We start from the raw sequence: 20,243 nt of genomic DNA, 5'->3' as shown, positions 1-20,243 counted from the left end.
CGCTTGCTATTGACTCCAGCGTAGTGCCCAGGTCAGGAGAGCTTGAGAGAGTTCAGGGTCTGAGTGACGAGACCGGTATCCAGATTGTCGGGAACCGAGAGGTAGAGCAGCGCGGGACGCTTCCCCTCGCCCCTGTCGATGACGGCGATGGCCGCCCGCTCCTTCTTCCACTGGTAGCTCTTCTTCTCGGACTCGGCGGTGAAGTCCATCTCGTACTCCAGGAGCCAGCCCTTGTGACCGTCGACGGTGATCGCCTTGTCCTGGAGGATCTTCCGCTCGTGCTTGACCGGATAGAAGCGGGCGAAGTCGATGAAGACCGTGCCCGTGGCGGCGCGCAGGTTGTCGACTCCCTCGTAGGGATAGCTCTCGTTGAGCTCGCCCGAGTAGATGCTGCCCGTCCAGTCGCTCTCGCCGTCGTACTTCTCCTGCGACACCGCGCTCACCCCCGCCGACCACTGCTGGGCGTTCGGGTCGGGGTTGTTGATCTCGGCGGACCTGGGCACGCTCCACGGGTCGCCGGGCGCGGCGAAGGACAGCCCCGTCTTGGGATCGGTGATGCGGCCGTCGGCCGGCGCGGGCAACTCGGCGCCGGTCCCCTGCGTGGGCGGGTCGGTGGGGGAGTCGCTGGAGGACGGGGTCGGCGACTCGCTCGGGGTCGGCAGCGGGTCGGTCTCCGTGGTGGGAGCGGGGGTCGGCATGGTGGTCGTCGTCTCGCCGCCCCTGTTGACGAAGATGAAGGCCGCGCCCGCGATCAGCGCGAGCACCAGCACCGCGCCGACGCCGCCGAGGATCCACGGCATCGCGCCGCCCGACTTCGGCGGCGGCCCGAAGTCGGGCGCGGGCAACTGCATCGTCCCGCCGCCCCACGGCTGCTGCCCGTACTGCTGCGTCGGCGCCTGGTACTGCGGCGCAGGGCCCGAACCCGGCGCCTGATACTGCGGCCCGGGACCGCCGCCAGGCGCCTGGAACTGAGGCCCGGCGCCCGGCTCAGGGGCGTGGTACGGCTGAGCGCCGGGGCCGGCTCCCGGCGTCTGGTACGGCTGAGCGCCCGGACCCGTCCCGGGCGCGTGGAACGGCTGGGCGGAGGGCCCCGTGCCCGCCCCCTGAGGCGGCCCCCACGGACCCGAACCCTGGGCCGCTCCCGACGGTCCCGAGTTCGGCGACTCCCATGAGCCCTGGTACGGCTGCGCGGGCCCCGACCCCGGCGGCGGGGCCTGGGAGCCGGAATCCATGCCCGGCGCCTGGTACGCCTGTCCAGGCCCTGTGCCCGGTGCTTGATACGCCTGTCCTGGCCCCGTGTCCGGCTGTGCGCCCCCGGCCGCCTGCTGCGGCTGCTCCCCGTGATACGGCGTGCTCCCCACGACAGGACCGGCGGAACCCACAGGACCCGCGCCACCCTGCGTGGAGGGCTGGGCGGGGCCACTGCCGTACCCCTGGGACTCGGTCGGGTGTGTCGCGTCGGTCCACTGGTTCCCGTCCCACCACCGCAGTTGCGGGGAGCCGTAGGGGTCGGGGTACCAGCCTGCGGGGGTCTGCGTGGTCATGGCCGCCAGACTAATGACAACCGCTTGACCATGGGTAGATCAGCACTTGTAGGTGAATGTCGCCTTGTCCTCGACCTTCTGCCCCTCCGGCACAGGGGACAGGATCCGCAGCCGCGCGGTCAGCTTGGCCGTCGCCTCGCCCTTGACCGTCCACCGCAGCTGCACGCTGTGCGTCGTCTTGCCCGACGGGATGGTCTCCGTCTGCTCGATCGGCTCCTTCTGGTCGCTCCGCAGCCACTGGAACGTGACGCTGCCGCCCGAGCCGTTGGTGACCAGGTTCCCCGTGATGGTGGCGGTCTTGCGGCAGCCCAGCGTCTTGGGCGCGCTGACCGTGACCGACTGCACGACCAGGTCGGCGGGGGAGCGCACGGAGAACCACGCCAGGACTGCGCCCGCGACGATGAGCGCGAACACCGCCGACGACACCACGGTCCTGCGGCGCCGCGCCCTGGCGGCCTTCTTCGCGCGCGTGCCGTGCGAGGACAGGACGGCCGGCTTGTTGCCCTCGCGCCAGATCTTCTCCGCCGTGGTCTCCCCGTGGGTGCCGTAGGAGCCGTGCGTGCTGGAGGAGCCGTGTGCGCCGGGGGAAGCGTGTGTGCTGGAGGAACCCTGCGCGCCGGGGAAGCCGTGCGCGCCGGGGGAGCCGTGCGTGCCGGGGGCGGCGACGCCGGGCCCGAAGCGGGCCGACTCGTGGGTCGGCCCCGGCACCCGCAGCATGGTGACGATCTCACCCTCGTCCCTCACGGGGGACATGCCGGGCGTCGAAGGGGTCGCCCAGCGCCGGGCGGTCCCGGCCAGGACGTCGCGGCTGATCAGCCCGCCGGGCAGGGCGTCCCTTCCGGCGAGCAGAGCGTCTCTGGCCGGAGCGAGCCCGTGGGTGGTGGCGGTGGCCGCGACCCTTTCCAGCAGATCGGCCGCACTGGGCGAGGTCGAGGCCCAGGTCGCGGCGAGGCCTCTGGCCAGTGCCGCCCACGCCGTCACGTCCCTTTCGGGCGCGGGCGGCAGGCCTCGTACGGCGTCGGCGAGCCCGCGCTCGGCCAGGAGCGCCGCCCCGTCGTCGGCGATCAGCACCGTGCCGGGATGGAGCGAGCCGTGGGCCAGCCCCGCCGCGTGGAGCGCGACCAGGGTCTGCGCGGTCTCGACGAGGACGGCCGCGGCGCTGGCCGGGTCCATCGCGGGCGCGGTGAGCAGGTCGGAAAGGACGGGCGAGATCGAGTGGCCGACCAGCAGCCACACCTCGGGCCCCGCCGTCACCAGGTCGGCGATGGGAACGAGCCCGCTCACCCCGCCGTCGGTGAGCCTGCGGTCGGCGAGGACGGCCTGGACCAGGCGCTCGCTGGCGCCGGGCACGGCCACGGCCCTGGAGTCGAACCGCAGGGCCCCGCCCCGACGGCCGTCGGGCCCTGTCGCCTCCACCCATGTGCCGAGCTCGGTGACCCTGGCCCTGTCGGTGAGCGAGAAGCCGGCGATCATGCTCATCAGTTCCCCCGGTGACTCGCCCGCGCTATCCCTGCCTCCTGTGCCGTCCTGCGACACGGCGCTTCACCGCAAGTGTGACGGGAACCGCGCCGGACGTCACCAGTCCCAGCGCGAGCAACGCGGCGGGCGCCGTCTCCGCCGGACTCTGCGTGGGCGTCTGGGTGATCCTGGGCGGCTCGACGCCGGGTGGCGGCTCCGAGGTGCTCGGCGTCTCCCGCGGTGTCTCCCGGGGCGTCTCCCGCGGTGTCTCCCTCGGGGTCGACGGCGGCGATGGCGGAGCGGAGGTGGTGGCCGTCTGCGAGGGCGGCGCGGGATCGTTGTCCGACTTGCCGCGCAACGTCATGTCCGGCGTCGGTGTGGGGGTCGCCGACCTGGTCTTCGTGGGTGGCGGAGGCGGCGGGGTCGACCTGCGCACCGGCTTCTTGGACGGCGTGGGCGTCGCGGTCTTCTTCGCCGCGGCGACCGTCGGCGAAGGCGTCGGCGTCGAGGTCGAGACGGGGGCCACCGTCTCCTCAGCGGACGGCTCGGCGGAGGACGGCGCCTCCGCGGAGGGCTCCGCCGACGGGGACTCCGACGGCGAAGGGGCCTCGATCAGCGACATCGTGGGCGTGGCGGGGGAGGTCTGTGCCCTCAGCGCGGGGTCGTCCTCGCCCGAGGTGAGCATCACGGTGGCGACCGTGCCGATCACCACGACGAGCCCGATCCCCACCAGCATCTTCACGCCCAGCTTGGCGACGATCCCCTGTGGCTCGGCGAACTCCGTCTCGGCGAGCGTCGTGCTGGCGTCGAGCGCCTCCTCCCGCGTGCCGGGGAACAGCACGAGCAGCAGCCCGGCGAGCCTGGCCAGGCGGCGCCTGCCCCGCTCCTCCCAGTCGGGACCGTAGGCCCTGGCCGCCACGACCTCCAGCTCGTCGAGGAAGGCCTCGGCCGAGGGCGGGCGCTCGATGGGGTGCTTGGACAGGCCGCGCTCGATGAGCGCCTGCAAGGGGTCGGGCACCTCGTCGATCGGCGGAGGCGTCGCGTGGTGCTGCCTGGCGAGCGCGGCCACCGTGGCCGCGCGGAAGGGCCGCATGCCGGTCAGGCACTCGAAGAACACGATCGTCGCCGCGTAGACGTCGCTCGCGGGCGTGGCGGGGCCGCCCGACCACTGCTCGGGGGCCATGTAGGCGGGCGTGCCCGCCGAGTTCGCGCCCTCGCCCTGCCGTACGGCGATGCCGAAGTCGACGAGCTTGCTGCTGCCGTCGCCCTGCACCATCACGTTCTCGGGCTTGAAGTCTCGATGCACGACGCCGATCGCGTGTGCCGCGGCCAGGCCCTTCAACGCGCCCTTGAGCACGGCCAGCGCCGCCTCGGGACCCGTCGGGCCCTCGGAGTCGAGCAGCGCCCGCAGAGAGACGCCGTCGACCAGCTCCATCACGATCGCCGCGCCTTCGCCGTCCTCGACGTAGCCGAGCAGCCGGACGTTGTACGGGCTGCGCATGCTGCCGAGCATCCGCGCCTCGTGCCTGAACCTGGCCACGAAGCCGACGTCGTCGCGCAGCCTGTCGGACAGGTACTTGATCGCGACCTCGACGCCGTCGTGGTCGCGCGTGGCCAGTACCACCCGGCCCGAGGCGCCGGAGCCCAGCTCGCGCACCTCGGTGTAGCCGGGGACCCCCCACCGGTCCATCAGATCACCTCTGATCCCTCTGGGCCCCCACCCACATCAGACGGATCGTAGCTTAGTGTCCGCCACTCTGGCCCGGAACAGAATTGTCAGTATCTTCTTGTCCGGAATGACCGGGACGCGGAGTAGCGGTCTCGGCCGGGGGTTCGCAGGCAGGCGTCTTGCCTCCGGCGGTGTCGGTGCCGTTCGCCGCGGCCGGGCTGGTGGCCGCTGTCACGGCCCACGTCGATCCGCACGGCAGCCGCGGGAAGGCGAAGGCGACGGTCCTGCTGTAGGAGGTCTGGCCGGACAGCTCGGCCGACTCGCTGTGCTGGGTCCTGCCGCCGACGCCGAAGGCGACGCTCAGCCGTACCGGCTGGACGCCCTCGGTGCTCACGGTGACGACGGCCGTCACGCGGCCCCGCGCGTTCATGGCGGCGCGGGCGATCGAGACCTGCCGCACCCGCGCGGGGCACGGGACCTGGGCCCTGGCGGTGTCCTGCCGGTCTCCGGCCTTCACCGTCACCGCGACCGTCCCGCCGCACGGCCGCTCACCGAAGGTGTGGCTGAAAGCGCGGGTGTAGGCGGTCCGCCCGGACAGCGAGAGGGACCTGGAGGCCACCTGGTCGCCGTTGAGCGCGACCGTGGCGGTCACGGGCACCTTGCCGGTGCCGCTGGTCTCGACCGCGAGCTGGGCGCGTACGGCCCGCCCCGGCGCCTCGGGCACGTCGAGGGACACCCGCACTCCCGTGACGGCCGTCGGGCACTCGGGCAGCGCCGCCCTGACGGTCTTCGCGCCACCGGGGGCGGCGGGCGAGGTGGAGACGGTGAGCGTGACGACCCTGCCGCAGCGCCGTTCGCCGAGGCCGTGGCTGAAGGCGCGGGTGTGGGCGCCGGAGCCGCTGACGCGCTGTCTGGCGGTGTGCACGGCCTGGCCGTCGACCGCGAAGCGGGCGGTGATCGTGACGGCTCCCGTGCCCGTGGTGCGCAGCGAGACGGTCGCGGCGGCCAGGCCGTCCGCGTCGACCGTCAGGCCGCCGACGTTCAGCGCCGACACGGCCGTCGTCGGAGGCGGTGTGGGAGTGCTGGGCGTCGGCGTCGGCGTCGGCGTGGGCGTGGGCGTCGGGGTCGGGGTCGGGGTCGGCGTGGCTGTGGGTGTTCGGGTCGGGGTGGGTGTCGGCGTGGGAGGGGGCGCACCGGTGGAGGTGGCCGGCGGGGGAGCGGAGGTGGCGGATGAGGGCGGCTGAGTCTCCGCGGCCTGGCCGGTGTTCGATCCCGCGCCGCCGGGCTCGCCACTCGGGTCGCCGCCACCTGTCTCGGGGGTGACGGTGGGCAGTGTCGCGGGGCTCGGCAGCTCGGGCGAGGGTGAGGTCGTCGGTACCGCCGCCACCACGTCGATCGCCGTGGGCGGCCGCTCCCTGCCGGCCAGCACGTAGCCGGTCGTGCCCGCGGCCACCACGACCGCCGCGGTGCCGACCAGCAGCCGTTTGCCGTGGCGCCGGGCCGTGCGCCCCGCGGTCCTGAAGACCGTCTGGAAGAACGACGAACTCGTCGCGGGCGGCGGCGTCTCGGGATGCGGCAGCAGCAGCGCCAGCAGCGCCACCAGCGCGGCCAGGCGCCGCCTGCCGTTCTCCTCCCACTCCTCGCCGTAGGCGGCGAGGGCGGCCCGCTCCACGTCCGCCACGAACGCCGCCGCGCTCGGCGGGCGGTCGGCGGGCTCCTTGGCCAGGCCGCGCGCGATCAGCTCGTGCATCTCCTCGGGCGCGTCATGGACGGGGATGGGCGCGTGCAGGTGCTGGTAGCCGAGGACGTGCGACTCGGTCGAGCGGTAGGGCCTGTGCCCCGTCAGGCACTCGAAGAAGACGACCGTGGCCGCGTAGACGTCGGTCGCGGGGGAGGCGGGCTCGCCCGACCACAGCTCGGGCGCCATGTACGGCGGGGTGCCTGTGGCCCGCGTGGCCGTGCCGTGCCGTACGGCGATGCCGAAGTCGACCAGCTTGCTGACCCCGTCGTCACTGACGATCACGTTCTCCGGCTTGTAGTCCCGGTGGACCACGTGCGCCCGGTGCGCCCGCTCCAGGCCGAGGAGCGAGCCCTTGAGCACGACCAGCGCCGCCTCGGGACCCGTCGTGCCGTTCTCGCGCAGCAGCGCGCGCAGCGAGACGCCGTTGACGAGCTCCATGACGATCGCCGCGCCCTGCGGCTCCTGGACGTACTCCCACATCCTGGCGATGTGCGGATCCACCAGCGTGGTCAGGACCTCGGCCTCGGCCCTGAAGGCGGCCAGCGCTCCCGGCTCATGCCGTACCAGGTCGGACAGGTACTTGATGGCGACGCTGATGCCGGTCTCGTCGTGCACGGCGAGGACGACCCTGCCGCTTCCACCCGCGCCGAGCTGCCGTATCTCGGTGTAGCCGGGGGCGCTCCACTCCATGGCGCTCTCCCATCAGAGTCTGACCCACCTGATGAGACGTATGATCTAGCGCCCTGGTTTGCTGTCAACGGTCATTGATGTGGGCGGGTGTCGCAGTCCCTTCCTGAAGAACGCGGTCGGGTACGGGCGCGGCCCACGAGGTGACCAGGGGAAGCACCCCCGCCCAGATCGGCAGCGCGTAGTCCTCGTCCTCGTCCTGCGGGTCGCCCTCGCGCACCTTGACCGACGCCTCCTCCAGCGACAGCGCGAGCACTGCCGTGGCCGCGAGCTCCTTGCGGGTGGGCCGCCTGGCGTAGTCCCACTGGCCGGGCGCGAGCTGCTCGGTCAGGGCCCGCAGGCCCGCCATGCGCTCCTCCTCGTCGGTGACGAGCCTGGCCTCGCCGTAGATGATCGCCGACCGGTAGTTGACGGAGTGGTTGAAGACCGAGCGGGCCAGCACGATGCCGTCGACGTGCGTGACGGTGACGCAGACCTGCCGGCCCTGGCCCGCGCGCAGCGAGCGGGCGCCGGTGGAGCCGTGCAGGTACAGGGTGTCGCCGATGCGGCCGTAGCCGGTGGGCACGACCATGGGGTGACCGTTCAGCACCACGCCCAGATGGCAGATGAGCCCGGAGTCGAGCACCTCGTAGAGATCGTTCCTGTCGGTGCTGCCGCGGTGCTTCTCTCGGCCGAGTGTCGTGCGAGGTGTGGTGGAGAGCATGCGGCCACGGTACTGAGATAGTGGACCTGTCGTTAATGTCCACTAATAACCGCTTCTTGGAGACCACTTCCTTGCGCACGCTCGTTGACCTGCCCGTCTCGCTGACCAGGGACTCGGCGGTGCCGCTCTCCGTGCAGCTCGGCGACTGGCTGCGCGACGCCATGCGCGCGGGCGCCCTGACCGCCGGAGCCCGCCTGCCCTCCTCCCGCGGGCTCGCGGCCCAGCTCGGCGTCAGCCGTACGGTGGTCACCGAGGCCTACCAGCAGCTCTACGCCGAGGGCTGGCTCGACGGCCGCCACGGCTCCGGCACCTACGTGGCCGACCTGTCGGAGGACGCGCCGCGCGCGGCGCCCTTGCCCGCCGCCGTCGCGCCCCGGCCCGTACGGCGGTCCGTCCCGCTGATCGACCTCACCCCTGGCGACCCGTGGGTGAAGGACTACGACGTGTCGGCGTGGAAGCGGGCCTGGCGCAAGGCCGCCGACCTGCCGCCCGGCGACGACCCCGACCCCTACGGCCTGCCGCACCTGCGCGAGCTGCTGGCCGTGCACCTGCGCAGGACGAGGGCGATCGCCGTGGGCCCCGAGAACGTCCTGGTCACCAGGGGCACGGGCAACGGACTCCTCCTGGTCGCCATGGCCCTGCTCGGCCACGGTGTGCGGGCGGGCGTCGAGGATCCCGGCTACCGGGTCGCCCGCAACGTCTTCGCCGCCAGGGGCGCCACGATCGTGCCCTGCCCCGTGGACGAGGACGGCGTGATCGTCTCCTCCCTTCCCGACGACCTGCGCGTCCTCTACACCACCCCCGCGCACCAGTACCCGGTGGGCGGCAGGCTCCCCATCCCGCGCAGGGAGCGCCTGCTGGCATGGGCGCGCCGTACGGGGGCGGTGGTCGTGGAGGACGACTACGACGCCGAGTTCCGCTACGACGTCGCCCCGCTGCCCGCCCTCTACGGCCTCGACCCCGCGCACGTGGTGTTGCTCGGCACGCTGTCGAAGTCGCTGGCACCCGACGTCGGGGTGGGCTGGCTGGTGGGGCCGCCCGAGCTGCTGGGCAGGATCGCCGCCGTCAGGGACGACCTGTCCGACCGCACCAGCGGCCCCGTGCAGCAGGCCGTCGCCACCCTGCTGGAGCGCGGCGACCTCGACCGGCACCTGCGCAGGATGCGGCTGGAGTACGCCCGCCGCCGCGCTGCCGTGGTGGAGATCCTCGGCCCCGTCTGCCGCCTGCGCGGCGACACCGCGGGACTCCACGTCCTGGCCGAGCTGCCCGCCTCGGCGGTGCGGGGCATCGTCGGCTCGGCGGCCTCCGCGGGCGTGCTGCTCGACACGACCGCCCGCCACCACCACGGCGAGACGCAGGTGCACGGCCTGGTCATCGGATACGGCTCCGCCTCGCTGCCGGACGTGCGGCGCGGCTGTCAGATCGTCGCCGGCCTCATCCGCGGGCTGGAGTGAGCTCGCGCAGGACGGGCAGCGACCGGTGGGCGTAGACGGGGTCGACGGGCAGCACGTGCTCGGCCCACCACCGGGCGTCGCCGGGAGAAGGGGACGGCGTCGTGAACGAGGGGGCGTAGTCGTCGTAGGGAGGGGCGTAGAGGTAGCCGGTGGCCACCCCGCGGCGTTCGAGCGCGGCGACGGCCTCGTCCCGCTCCTCGACCAGCAGCGGCACCCTGAACAGGGGCTGGTCCAGGTGGTCGAGGACACCCGCGGCCACGCTCGGCAGCTCGGCCAGCCGCCGCACCCCGACCAGCCGGCGCGGCCGCAGTCGCGCCACCTTCGCCACCTTGCGCCCCTGGTACCAGTGGGACAGCGGCCCCCGCCTCGCCCTGTAGGAGTGGAGGTCGGCGCGGACCCACGGGTCGAAGGGCGGCAGCGAGGGCACCGTCTTCATGGCCAGGTCCAGCTCGGTGGCGCGCAGCGCGATCCGGTAGCCCTCGCGCTCCTCCTCCATGCCGAGCGCGCGCATCAGCGTCAGCGCGGGCCTGACCAGGTCGAGGGCGAGGGCGGCCTGCCGGGCCATCGAGCTGGCCACGCCCAGCGCCTCCGCGCGCCACGACCCCGGCTGGAGGAGCTCGTCGCGAGCCCGCTCCAGCGCCGTGAAGTCCGCGGCGCTCTCGACGGCCAGCACGCCGCCCGAGCCCGCGCCCGCGTGCTTGGAGAGGCTGAAGACGCCCGCGGCGCCGAACGTCCCGAGCGGGCGTCCGCCGACGGTGGTCTCCATCGCGTGGGCGACGTCCTCGATGAGGGTCAGGCCGGAGAAGGCGGCCAGGTCGTCGGGCAGGCCGTACAGATTGGTGGTCAGCACGGCGTCGACCTCTGACAGGTTCACGCGTGAGGGGTCGATGTTGCCCGTGCGGCGCGACAGCGGCGCGATCACCGGCCGCAGGCCGGCGGCGAGCACCAGGAAGAGGATCTCGTCGGCGGAGATCGGCGACATGAGCAGCCGCTCCCCGGGGACGCAGAAGTGGCGCAGCGCGAGGTAGAGGCCGAGCCTGTTGGAGGGCAACGCGAGGCAGCGGCGGCCGGTGCGTTGCTCCAGCGCGCGCGTGGGGCTCACGCCTGCAGCGCCGTGCGCAGGCGGCCGTAGGTCTTCAGCGCGCGGTCGGCCGTCTTGAGCAGGACGGGATTGGCCATGACCGCGCCGCGCGCCTTGCGTACGGGAACCCTGATCATCCAGTGGACGCCGGCCCCCGCGCTGGCGCGCGCGACCCTGCCCTCGGCGACGTGGAGCTCCCCGGTCTTGAGCTTCTCCTTGTACTCCTTCGTGCCCCTGCCCATGTCGATCAGCTTGATCCCCGCGGCGGCCGCGGCCTCGGCCATCGCGAGATGGTGGATCAGGCCGGGCGACGACTTGGCGAAGGCGGTGTCGTAGGCGGGGAACCAGCCCACGAGCGTGTTCCTGGTGCGCAGGCCGAAGTGCCCCGCCATCGGCACCCCGTCGACGTAGACCATGTCGAGCACGCCCGCGAACGCCTCCGTCTGGGTGGCGAGCAGGCGTTCGACCAGTTCGACGATCCAGCGGGTGGCGAACCTGTCGGTCCGGCCGGTCCTGCGGTACTGGTCGGTCTTCCAGCCCAGCAGCGTGCGCAGGGGCGCGGGATCGGTGCTGGCGTAGTCGTGGCGCAGCGGCCCGACGTCGCGCTGGAGCTTGCGCGACTTGGCCAGCGTGCTCTTGTACGTCTTGCCGGAGTTGGCGGTGAGATAGTCGGTGTAGGCCGCCCATCCGTCGCTCAGGTCGATGATCGGCGAAGGGTGGAGCTCGTGCCGCTCGGCCAGCATGGGCTGGCCGGCCACCAGGTGATCGAACTCGAAGACCCCCAGCCCGCAGGCCTTGATCAGCGTCTGGGCGTCGATCTCCGCCTTGGCGTCCTTGACCATGCCCTGGGCGTCGGTGAGCCCGGCGGCCACAGGTTTGCCGATGCCGAGCGGGTGCCGCTCGAAGGGGAAGAACGCCACCACGTCGTTGCCGTCCTCCACGACGGCGACGCGGGTCTGATCGCGCGACTCGCCTACCGCGATCGTGAACTCCGGCGACAGGAAGGGGTTGTCGAAGGTCGGCTCGGCCTCCTGCAAGGCTCGCCACCGGTCCACTTCCGGGCGCCCCAGGTCACGGGGGTGAACAAGAGTGATGCGCATGGGCTCCTACTGGGGTGTGCGGTCCCCGACCACCATCCGACATGGTCCGAGGGGGATGGGAGTCCTCCTCACGAGCAGATCATGCGCGGCGGTGTACAGCAACGTTAAGGGATGAGCGAGTGTGGTGGACGACGCCCGAGCGCAAATTTAGGGAACTCTCATTTTGCCTGCGCGAACCGAATCGAGTTCTAATGAGGTCCTATGACGGTACCTGGCATTGACTGGCCGCGCCTGGTCGCGTGGATGGGCGAGCACGTGCCCTCGGCGGGCACACCCGTCTCTGTGTCGCTGATCTCCGGAGGCAGGTCCAACCTGACCTATCTGGTCGAAGCGTCCGAACAGCGCGTGGTGCTGCGCCGCCCTCCGCTCGGCCACGTCCTGCCGACCGCGCACGACATGCGCCGCGAGTGGCGGGTCATCTCCGCCCTGTACGGCACGCCGGTGCCGGTCCCCCCGCCCCTCGCCTTCTGCGCCGACGACGAGGTGATCGGCGCGCCGTTCTACCTCATGGGCCACGTCGACGGCGCCGCCGTCCGCGACAGGGACGAGCTGGGCACGCCCGGCGTCGAGGAGACCAGGAAGCTGTCCGAGCGGCTGGCCGAGGTGCTGGCCGAGATCCACGCGGTGGACTACGCGGCCGTGGGCCTGGCCGACTTCGGCCGCCCAGAGGGCTACCTGGCCAGGCAGCTCGACCGCTGGTGCCAGCAGTGGTCGCGCTCGGCCGACCGCGAGGAGCCCGTCTACGACCGGCTCGTCGCCAGGCTGCGCGACCGCCTGCCCGCCACCTCGGCCTCCACGCTCGTGCACGGCGACTACCGGCTCGACAACACGCTGGTCAGGCTCGCGCCCCCCGAGATCCGCGCGGTCGTCGACTGGGAGATGTCGACGCTCGGCGACCCGCTGGCCGACCTGGGCCTGACCCTGACCTACTGGCACGACCATGGCGACGAGGAGCGCGCCTCGATCCCCGTGGCGGGCGACGTCACCCTCGCCCCCGGGTTCCTTAACGCCGCCGAGTTCGCCGCCCACTACGCCAAGGTGTCCGGCAGGGACCTCACCGACCTGGACTTCTACGTGGCGTTCGGCAATTTCAAGCTGGCGGTCATCGTGGAGGGTATCCACGCAAGGTTCCGGCAGGGTAAGACCGTGGGGGAGGGGTTCGAGCGCATCGGCGGCGCCGTGCCCGTCCTGCTCGCCCGCGCCCACCGCACCCTCGACAGGGGCACCCCGTGAGCTCGTCCGGCAACCGGTCGGGGCGCTCACCAGCGACAGCGAAGGAGACCCGATGAGCAGCGTCGTCCTCATCACAGGAGCGGCCAGCGGGATCGGCGCCGCGGTGGCGCGCAGAATGGCGGCAGGGGGCGCGCGTTGCGTGCTCGTCGACCGTGACGAGGCGGGCGTCGAACGCGTCGCCAAGGAGGTGGGCGGCGTGTGGCTGGCGGGCGACGTCAGCGACCCCGAGACCTCCCTGCGCGCGGTCGACCTTGCCGTCACGACGTACGGCAGGCTCGACCTCGTCCACCTGAACGCGGGCATCTCCAGCGGAGTCGACCTCGCCGACTTCGACCTCGAGCGGTATCGCGTCGCCATGGGCGTCAACGTGGACGGCGTCGTCTTCGGCGTCACCGCCGCGGTCCCCGCGCTGCTGCGCTCGGGCGGCGGCGCGATCGTCGTCACGGCCTCGCTCGCCGGCCTGGTCGGCTACGACGGCGACCCCGTCTACACGATGACCAAGCATGCCGTCGTCGGCCTGGTCAGAGGTCTGGCCACGCCGCTGGCCAGGGACGGGATCAGGATCGGCGCCGTGTGCCCGGGGTTCACCGACACCCCGCTGGTCGCCGGGCAGCGGGAGATGTTCGTCGGCGCGGGTTTCCCCCTGCTGACAGCCGAGGACGTGGCGGGGGCCGTGGAGTCGGCCTTCTACACCGAGGAGCCGGGTACCCTGCTGGTCGTTCAGCCAGGCCGGTCGCCCGTGCCCTACCGATATGCTGGCGTGCCGGGGCCGGCAGGGGGACAAAGGCCACCGATTCCCAGCTAATCGATAGAGCGACATTCAAGCGTTCTGCAAACGGTCCGGTTACCTTGGTGTTTGAGCCGGGCGCGACGACCCGGCTTCGTCGTGTGGAACGCTACAGGAGGCTTCGGTGATACCGACGAACGGCCGTCACGCGCAGAGGCGCTCGCCATGGCCGATCGCCCTCGCAGCCGGAGTCATCGCGCTGGTCCTCGTCGCGGGGATCATGATCTACGCGGGCTCCAGGACCAAGGCCTCGGGAGAGCAGAACACGATCCCGCCGTCGCAGGCGGCGCCCACGCTGGCGCAGCCGCCGGTCACGGAGGACTGGCCGCGCTGGGGCGTCACCCACACGCAGTACAGCGCCGACCAGGAGGTCAAGCAGGTCAGGGACCGCGCCGCGAACATGCTCGGCCGCGAGCCGATGCTGCAGAACCAGCACATCATGGGCTGGGGCGCGGGCAACCCCGAGCCGAGCCCCGGCAAGTACGACTTCCGCGATCTCGACCGGCGCATGAAGCTCGTCTCCGACTCGCGGGGCATCCCGATCATCACCCTGTGCTGCGCGCCCGACTGGATGAGGGGCGGTACGGCGGGCCGTACCGACTGGACGAAGAACGCGACCACCGCTCCCAGGCGTGAGCACTTCGACGACTACGCCAAGCTGGCCGCGACCGTCGCCAGGCGCTACCCGACCGTCAAGCACTTCATGGTCTGGAACGAGTTCAAGGGCTTCTGGAACCAGGCCACCAACACCTGGGACGCCGAGTCCTACACCGAGCTCTACAACAAGGTCTACGACGCGCTGAAGCAGGTGAACTCCGAGATCAAGGTCGGCGGCCCCTACGTGCCGATCGACCACCACGCGCCCACGGCGGGCACCTCGCCCGTCAGCGGCTCGTGGGGCACGGTCGACCGCCGGGTGCTCGGCGCCATCGAGTACTGGATCCAGAACAAGAAGGGCGCCGACTTCATCGTCGTCGACGGCGCCACCATGACCAGGGACCAGCCGCCCACCCCCGACGAGTTCAGCGCGACGGCCAAGTTCTCGGCGATCACCGCGTGGCTGCGGCAGCAGGCGCCCGACCTGCCCGTGTGGTGGGCCGAGTACTACATGGAGCCGGAGAACACCGGCTGGACCGAGGAGCGGACCGCCGCGGTCCAGGCGACGGCGATGATGGAGTTCGCCAAGAGCGGCGTGACCACCGCGCTCTACTGGAACCCCCACAAGAAGGACGAGCGCGAGTGCCACGGCTGCCTGTGGGTGCCCGGCCGTGGGGACGAGATGCCGATGGCCGGGCTGCTCAGCGGGTTCGTCAAGTGGTTCCCCGCGGGCGTGAAGGTTGAGCAGCCGACCTCGAGCGACCCGAAGGTGCGCGTGCTCGGCCAGCCGGAGCAGATGGTGATGGTCAACACCACCAACGCCGCTCTCACCGCGACCGTGGACGGCAAGCAGTTCACCTTCGGACCGTACGAGATCAAGTGGAGCCCGCGCGGCACCACCTCCTAGACGGCCTTGAGGAACCCGCCGTCGACGACGAACTCCGCGCCGGTCGTGCTGGCCGAGCGGGGCGAGGCCAGCAGGGCGATCACGTCGGCGACCTCCGACGGCTCGACGAGCCGGCCCGTCAGCAGGTTCATCATCTGCGGCGCCACCGTGTCCATCACGCTGTCCCGGTCGGAGCCCGTGGCACCGGCCAGGATGTCGGCCGCGCCGCCCTCCTCCGTCCACCACGCGGTCCTGACCGGGCCGGGGGCGACGGTGTTGACCCTGATGCCCTGCGGGGCGTACTCCTCCGACAGCGCCTTCGACACGTTCAGCAGGCTCGCCTTGGCCGCCTGGTAGTCGACGTTCATCGGGCCGGGCTGCCTGACGGCGCCGGTGGTGACGTTGACGATCGAGCCGCCGCCGCGCGCCAGCAGGTGCGGGATGGCGGCCCTGATCGCACGCACGACCGCGAACAGGTTGAACTCGAACATCTCCCGCCAGTCCGCGTCCGTCGGCGCCAGGAAGGCGAAACGGGGCAGCTTCGTGCCGGGCGGCGGACCGCCGGCGTTGTTCACCAGGATGTCGAGCCCGCCGTAGACCTCGACGGCCCGGTTCACCGCGGCCGCGGGCCCTTCGGGGTCCATCAGGTCGATGGCGGCGTGCGTCAGGTCCGGCCCGGCCAGCGCGTCCAGGCCGGGAGTGCTCTTGCGCGAGACCGCCACCACCTTCGCGCCCTCCTCCAGAAGGGTGGCGACAGTGGCGAGACCGATGCCCTTGGAGGCGCCGGTGACGACGGCCACGCGGCCGGACAACTGCAGGTCCATGAGTGAGCCTTTCATCGAATGCGTTTGCACCCTCTGAAACACCGGCACCCTCAGGACGGTTGCACCCGTGTCGTCGGAATCCTCCAGTAGGTGAGCGCGCGCAGGAGCCACTCGACGGGGCCGTAGCGGCGGCCGCGCAGCCACCAGTGGCTCACGACGGCCTGAAGGGCGAACACGGCCATCGCGATGAGCACCTCGGCGGGCGGGCTGACCCGGTCGACGAGCGCCAGGCCGTACCCGGTGAAGATCAGCGAGCAGATCAGCGACTGCCCGAGGTAGTTGGTCAGCGCCATGCGGCCAGGGGCGGCCAGCAGCCGGGCCACGCGCGGCAGGTGGGGCAGCAGGCGCAGCAGGGTGGCGGCGTAGGCGGCGGCGAGCAGCGGGGCCGTGACGAGGTCGACGGACTGGCCGAGCAGCCGCAGCACGGCCCCCGAGCCGCTCCAGGCCGAGTAGGCGTGGAAGGCCTGCCCGGCGACGCCCACGGTGAAGCCCAGCCACTGGAGCGTGGGCAGCATCGCCTGGTTCGGCTCGCGCAGCGCGCCCCTCTTGCCGAGGGCGAGCCCGAGCAGGCAGGCGGACAGCACGGCCGGGCCCTGGAACAGCACCCGCAACACGACGATCATCGACAGCTCGTGCAGGTGCTCAGAGATGATCTTGCCGGGCCCGCCGCGCAGCAGCATGTCCGCCCTGAGTGCCTCCGCGACCCCGCCCGAGCCCGCGCCTGGCACATGGAAGCCGAGCGTGGCCGCCACGGCGGCGAGCGCGAAGGCCGCCGCGAGCAGCGACGTCAGCGTGACGGCCAGGACCACCGCCGTCCTCGGCTGGATCTTCCTCAACGCCAGCAGCACCAGGCCGACCATCGCGTAGGTGGCGAGGATGTCGCCGGGGAAGAGCAGCACGGCGTGCGCCAGCCCGAGCAGGAACAGCCCCGCCAGCCGGCGCAGGAACATCGGCGAGAAGGCCGTGCCACGCCTGGCGGCCGAGTCGAGCTGCAGGGTGAGGCTGTAGCCGAACAGGAAGGAGAACAGCAGGTAGAACTTGTTCTCCATGAACATGGTGACGAACCAGCGCACACCCCAGTCGAGGGTGCTGTCGAAGCCCGGCTCGGGCAGGCCTGCCATCCGGTAGCCGGAACCCAGGAAGGCGATGTTGACCACCAGGATGCCGAGCAAAGCGAAACCACGCAGTGCGTCGACGGCGGTGATCCGGTCTCCGGGGGCGCGAGCAGATGTCCACATCAAGTGGACATCATCTCGCAACCTTCGAGTTTGCTGTGACTTTTCTTGAATTACTGGAACATATTCAGCCCGATGTAGAGGAATCGGAAGACCACCACGGCCACGGCGATCACGAACGCGGGCACCGCGACCCACAGCAGCCGCCTGCGCGCCCTCGGAGCTCTGTCCGTGCCGCGCAGCCGGATCATCTCGTAGGAGAGCAGCGTCGCCCATGTGAGCCCGAGGGCGAGCACGCCGACCAGGTCCCACGGCGAGGAGGGCTCACCCGGCCCGCCGACCGCGTAGCGAGGCAGGGGGATCTCGGTGCCCTTGACGAACTTCTTCCACGTGTAGAGCGCCGCGTTCGCGTTGGAGTACACCTTCTTGAGGTCCTTGGACCGGTCGAGCGCGGCCACGAACGCCGGATACCAGTCGGCCGGATAGCCCTCGTTCAGCTGCAGGTAGGCGGCCTGCCCGGTGGTGACGGCCAGGAAGGTGTTGCGTTCGCTGCTCTTGAGCTTCGCGACCACGTCCTTGATGTCGTTCGGGTCCTTGTGCACCAGCGCCTGCTGGGTGTAATCGACCTTCTCGAAGTCCTTCTCGCCCCACGGCAGGATCGGCGTGACCTCCGGGCCGAGCTTGGGAACCAGGTACAGCACCCTGGCGCTCGGCTTGTCGTGGTCGTAGACGTAGCGCATCGCTGCGACCTCGCCCGAGGTGGTCCGCTCGAACTTCTCGTTGCCGTAGCGGGCGATGAGGAAGGCCATCGAGAAGCCGAGCGCCACGCACGCGGCCAGGACGATCGAGACGATCCTCGTGGTCCTCGGGTTGAACCTCACGTTGCGCCGGCGGAAGGGCACCGTCTCGTCGGAGGCGTCCTCGCTGTCGGCAGGCAGGTTGGGGAAGAAGGCGTAGGCGGCCAGCAGGCAGGCGCCCGGCAGCATGAACATGTAGACCCGCAGGCCCATCTCGCCGCCGTAGCTCTGCAGGCCCATGGCCAGTACAGGCACGCACAGCAGGACGAGCGCCGCCCTGTCGAACACGCCGCGCCGCAGCCGTCTGACCAGGCCCGCGGCCGCCAGCAGGAGGACGGCCGCGCAGATGCCCAGCCGTGTCTTGAGCACCATCGCGTGGACGGGGTCGCTGCCCGCGATCCTGTCACCGGTGCCGCGCTGGAGGTTCTCCAGGAGCCTCCCGATGCCGCCGAAGATCGCGTCCATGTGGCCGGCCCAGAACCCGACCGTCTGGTAGCTGATCCACGCCAGCACCACCAGGCCGAAGAAGAACGGCAGCGCCCACGTCAGCGAGGTCCGCTTGACCAGCAGGAAGGCGGTCAGCACGCCCAGCATCATGAAGGGGGTGATCTGGTGGGACGCCGTCGCGGCGAAGAACAGCGCGATCAGCATCATCAGCATGAGGAGCTTGTCGGCGCTGTACGTGCCCGTGAAGGCCAGCTCGCCCGGCAGCATCGCGTCGAGCTTGGCCAGCAGCCTCCGGACCCGCCCCTTGGACGGCAGCGGCTTGTTCCGCGTTTCGACCTTGCCGAACCAGCGCAGCAGGATCGCCACGAACGCCAGATAGAGGGCGAAGGTGAAGCCCTGCGGCGAGAAGTAGTCCTGCCCGATCCACTGCACCAGGACGAACAGCAGCGCCGCGAACCATCTGGCCCGCGTGGTCGCGACCACCTGGCGCAGGATCAGCACGAACGGCAGCAGATAGAGCAGGTTCGACAGCAGCGGCGTCCAGTTGAGGATCGTCGTGAAGTCGGTGATGCCCGCCGCCTTGCCGACGAACGCGAAGAGCGCGAAGAAGCCGGGCCAGGCCATGCGCGCGTCCAGGCCGATGGCCGACTCGCCGGTTCTGGCGATGAAGTCGACCAGGCCCGCGTGCACGTACGCCGTGGGGAAGCGCGGCGCGTCGGCCACGATCGCTCCCGCTCCATGGAGGGCGAACGTGATCGCGGCGATCTGGAACAGCAGCAGGAACTTGCGGTCGGTGCTCTGGGTGACCGTCACGAAGAACGAGACGATCATCAGGATGATCGCGAAGAACGCGCTCAGCGGCATCGCGGAGATCAGTCCGAGGCCGTCGATGTCGGCCGGGTCGACCCCGCGCAGCGGCCCCGGCGAGACGCGCAGCGCCAGGACGTACATGACCAGGCCCTCGAGGACCAGCAGCACCGGCAGCCAGCGCGGCGCGCCCTGCACCAGCGCCGTCAGCCGCGCCCCCCACCCGGGGGCGGGGGCGGCGGGCTTCCTCGCCGGTACGGCAGGCGCCTCGGCGCCGGAGCGCCCGGTCTCGGCGGCAGCCTCAGCGGCGGGACGCGCTGCTTCGGCGGGAGCCTCGGCGGCGGAGCGTCCGGTCTCGGCAGGGGCCTTCGTCGGGGTCAGTCTGGAGGCGGCGGAATCCTCGGTCGAGGCAGGAGCCTCGGGGCCGCGCCCGACCCGGGCGGAGGTGGGGGCGGGGACGCGCTTGGCGACGGTCGTGTCCTCGGCCCACTCCTCGGTCTGCTCCCCGACCAGCGCCTCGGTCTCCTCCTCGGCCTCGCCGGACCGTCCTGCGGCCTCGTCGTCCGGCTGCTCGGCGCTCCGGTCGGCCCCCGCCCGCTGCTCCACGTGCGCTTCGGCCTGTTCCTCCGGCCGGGGTCGCAGGGGCAGACGCACGATCTGGGTGACGTCGGCGACGTCGTCCGCCTCCGCGTCCCGCTCTGGGGGCCGGATGGCGGGGTTGGTCTCGTCGCTGTCGACCTCGGCGGATCGAGGGAAGGCGGTCTCCTGAGTGACCGCGTCGTCGGCGGCCTCAGGGTCATCCTGTGCCGTGTGGGCGACTTCAGGGTGGTTCTGCGCCGTGTGGGCGGACTCCGGGTCGCCCTGTGCCGCCTCCGGCACCGAGGGGAGCGCGGTCTCCTGCGCGGCCTCGTCCTCCTCGGCGGCCTGGGGACCGTCGTCCGCCCGAGGGGAGCCGGTCTCTGGGGAATCACCCTCGAGGGAATCGCTCTCCACGGATCCGGTCTCCGAGCTGGGGTCGGTCTCGGCGGCGGCGTCCTCCTCCAGTGCCGCTTCGTCCGCCTGCCGAGCGTCCGCGTCCGGGGCCGCCGGGTCCTTCTTGGGCACGGTGATCCGCGGGATGACACCGGTGGCGTCAGGATCGAACTCCGGCTCCTCGGACACGTCGCTCTCCTCCACCTCCGCGGCCTCGGAAGCCGCGGACGTGCCGGTCGTCTCCGTCGTCATCGCATCGCCCGCCGGTTGCCTCACGTTGA

At 71.7% G+C, this 20,243-nt stretch carries 14 protein-coding genes; 4 read left to right on the top strand and 10 right to left on the bottom strand.

The features are described 5' to 3' along the window. Window positions 1–32: 32 nt before the first annotated feature. The 5 genes from ACFSKW_RS30300 to ACFSKW_RS30280 form a co-directional block, all read right to left on the bottom strand. The gene (locus tag ACFSKW_RS30300; protein ID WP_379575890.1) at window positions 33–1,544 is read right to left on the bottom strand and encodes a DUF2510 domain-containing protein; all 1,512 of its coding nucleotides are present in this window, start codon (window positions 1,542–1,544) and stop codon (window positions 33–35) included. Window positions 1,545–1,583: 39 nt separating this feature from the next. After that, entirely contained in the window at window positions 1,584–3,023 is a 1,440-nt protein-coding gene (locus tag ACFSKW_RS30295; RefSeq protein WP_379575889.1) for a hypothetical protein, read from the bottom strand. Between the two features lie 25 nt (window positions 3,024–3,048). Beyond that, window positions 3,049–4,692, bottom strand: a complete 1,644-nt coding sequence (locus tag ACFSKW_RS30290) for a serine/threonine-protein kinase (protein WP_379575888.1) — start codon at window positions 4,690–4,692, stop codon at window positions 3,049–3,051. Between the two features lie 52 nt (window positions 4,693–4,744). After that, window positions 4,745–7,102 carry a serine/threonine-protein kinase gene (locus ACFSKW_RS30285; protein ID WP_379575887.1) on the bottom strand — a complete coding sequence of 786 codons (2,358 nt, stop codon included), beginning with the start codon at window positions 7,100–7,102 and terminating at the stop codon, window positions 4,745–4,747. 64 nt (window positions 7,103–7,166) lie between these two features. Then, entirely contained in the window at window positions 7,167–7,802 is a 636-nt protein-coding gene (locus ACFSKW_RS30280; RefSeq protein ID WP_379575886.1) for a pyridoxamine 5'-phosphate oxidase family protein, read from the bottom strand. A 35-nt stretch (window positions 7,803–7,837) separates the two neighbouring features. Between ACFSKW_RS30280 and pdxR the strand changes: the two genes are divergently transcribed. Next, window positions 7,838–9,256, top strand: a complete 1,419-nt coding sequence (gene pdxR / locus ACFSKW_RS30275; protein WP_379575885.1) for a MocR-like pyridoxine biosynthesis transcription factor PdxR — start codon at window positions 7,838–7,840, stop codon at window positions 9,254–9,256. On the opposite strand, the gene ACFSKW_RS30270 is transcribed toward pdxR, so the two are convergent. Together ACFSKW_RS30270 and ACFSKW_RS30265 are read right to left on the bottom strand one after the other, a co-directional pair. Continuing rightward, window positions 9,237–10,358, bottom strand: coding sequence for a DegT/DnrJ/EryC1/StrS family aminotransferase (locus ACFSKW_RS30270; protein WP_379575884.1), 1,122 nt, complete (start codon window positions 10,356–10,358; stop codon window positions 9,237–9,239). The two genes, pdxR and ACFSKW_RS30270, sit on opposite strands and share 20 nt — an antisense overlap. Next, a complete protein-coding gene (locus tag ACFSKW_RS30265; RefSeq protein ID WP_379575883.1) occupies window positions 10,355–11,437 on the bottom strand; it encodes a GNAT family N-acetyltransferase in 1,083 nt (360 codons plus the stop codon). The genes ACFSKW_RS30270 and ACFSKW_RS30265 overlap by 4 nt, the downstream gene beginning before the upstream one ends. Before the next feature lie 201 nt (window positions 11,438–11,638). Here ACFSKW_RS30265 and ACFSKW_RS30260 point away from each other — a divergent pair, with 201 nt between their 5' ends. The 3 genes from ACFSKW_RS30260 (at window position 11,639) to ACFSKW_RS30250 (ending at window position 14,961) form a co-directional block, all read left to right on the top strand. Beyond that, window positions 11,639–12,670: a phosphotransferase family protein gene (locus tag ACFSKW_RS30260; RefSeq protein WP_379575882.1), complete on the top strand. Its 1,032-nt coding sequence runs from the start codon at window positions 11,639–11,641 to the stop codon at window positions 12,668–12,670. Between the two features lie 52 nt (window positions 12,671–12,722). Continuing rightward, the gene (locus ACFSKW_RS30255; protein WP_379575881.1) at window positions 12,723–13,475 is read left to right on the top strand and encodes an SDR family oxidoreductase; all 753 of its coding nucleotides are present in this window, start codon (window positions 12,723–12,725) and stop codon (window positions 13,473–13,475) included. Window positions 13,476–13,581: 106 nt separating this feature from the next. Continuing rightward, window positions 13,582–14,961 carry a GH39 family glycosyl hydrolase gene (locus tag ACFSKW_RS30250; protein WP_379575880.1) on the top strand — a complete coding sequence of 460 codons (1,380 nt, stop codon included), beginning with the start codon at window positions 13,582–13,584 and terminating at the stop codon, window positions 14,959–14,961. Here the strand turns inward: ACFSKW_RS30250 and ACFSKW_RS30245 are convergent. From ACFSKW_RS30245 to ACFSKW_RS30235, 3 genes are read right to left on the bottom strand one after another with little or no spacing between them, the layout of a single operon-like run. Continuing rightward, window positions 14,958–15,779, bottom strand: coding sequence for an SDR family NAD(P)-dependent oxidoreductase (locus ACFSKW_RS30245; protein WP_379575879.1), 822 nt, complete (start codon window positions 15,777–15,779; stop codon window positions 14,958–14,960). The two genes, ACFSKW_RS30250 and ACFSKW_RS30245, sit on opposite strands and share 4 nt — an antisense overlap. A 35-nt stretch (window positions 15,780–15,814) precedes the next feature. After that, window positions 15,815–17,002, bottom strand: a complete 1,188-nt coding sequence (locus ACFSKW_RS30240; protein ID WP_379576321.1) for a DUF418 domain-containing protein — start codon at window positions 17,000–17,002, stop codon at window positions 15,815–15,817. A 50-nt stretch (window positions 17,003–17,052) separates the two neighbouring features. Beyond that, window positions 17,053–20,238: an ICP22 family protein gene (locus ACFSKW_RS30235; protein ID WP_379575878.1), complete on the bottom strand. Its 3,186-nt coding sequence runs from the start codon at window positions 20,236–20,238 to the stop codon at window positions 17,053–17,055. Window positions 20,239–20,243 lie beyond the last annotated feature (5 nt).

Origin of the sequence: Nonomuraea mangrovi, from assembly GCF_042681425.1 — a bacterium.
Lineage (GTDB): Bacteria > Actinomycetota > Actinomycetes > Streptosporangiales > Streptosporangiaceae > Nonomuraea > Nonomuraea mangrovi.
The sequence above is the reverse complement of the archived record's forward strand: the minus strand, read 5'-3'. Positions and strand labels throughout refer to the sequence as shown.

What these genes read in the sequence shown, in the direction of transcription:
- ACFSKW_RS30300 (WP_379575890.1), bottom strand. Translation starts at nt 1,544, where the DNA reads ATGACCACGCAGACCCCCGCAGGCTGGTACCCCGACCCCTACGGCTCC.
- ACFSKW_RS30295 (WP_379575889.1), bottom strand. Translation starts at nt 3,023, where the DNA reads ATGAGCATGATCGCCGGCTTCTCGCTCACCGACAGGGCCAGGGTCACC.
- ACFSKW_RS30290 (WP_379575888.1), bottom strand. Translation starts at nt 4,692, where the DNA reads ATGGACCGGTGGGGGGTCCCCGGCTACACCGAGGTGCGCGAGCTGGGC.
- ACFSKW_RS30285 (WP_379575887.1), bottom strand. Translation starts at nt 7,102, where the DNA reads ATGGAGTGGAGCGCCCCCGGCTACACCGAGATACGGCAGCTCGGCGCG.
- ACFSKW_RS30280 (WP_379575886.1), bottom strand. Translation starts at nt 7,802, where the DNA reads ATGCTCTCCACCACACCTCGCACGACACTCGGCCGAGAGAAGCACCGC.
- pdxR (WP_379575885.1), top strand. Translation starts at nt 7,838, where the DNA reads ATGTCCACTAATAACCGCTTCTTGGAGACCACTTCCTTGCGCACGCTC.
- ACFSKW_RS30265 (WP_379575883.1), bottom strand. Translation starts at nt 11,437, where the DNA reads ATGCGCATCACTCTTGTTCACCCCCGTGACCTGGGGCGCCCGGAAGTG.
- ACFSKW_RS30260 (WP_379575882.1), top strand. Translation starts at nt 11,639, where the DNA reads ATGACGGTACCTGGCATTGACTGGCCGCGCCTGGTCGCGTGGATGGGC.
- ACFSKW_RS30255 (WP_379575881.1), top strand. Translation starts at nt 12,723, where the DNA reads ATGAGCAGCGTCGTCCTCATCACAGGAGCGGCCAGCGGGATCGGCGCC.
- ACFSKW_RS30245 (WP_379575879.1), bottom strand. Translation starts at nt 15,779, where the DNA reads ATGAAAGGCTCACTCATGGACCTGCAGTTGTCCGGCCGCGTGGCCGTC.
- ACFSKW_RS30240 (WP_379576321.1), bottom strand. Translation starts at nt 17,002, where the DNA reads ATGTGGACATCTGCTCGCGCCCCCGGAGACCGGATCACCGCCGTCGAC.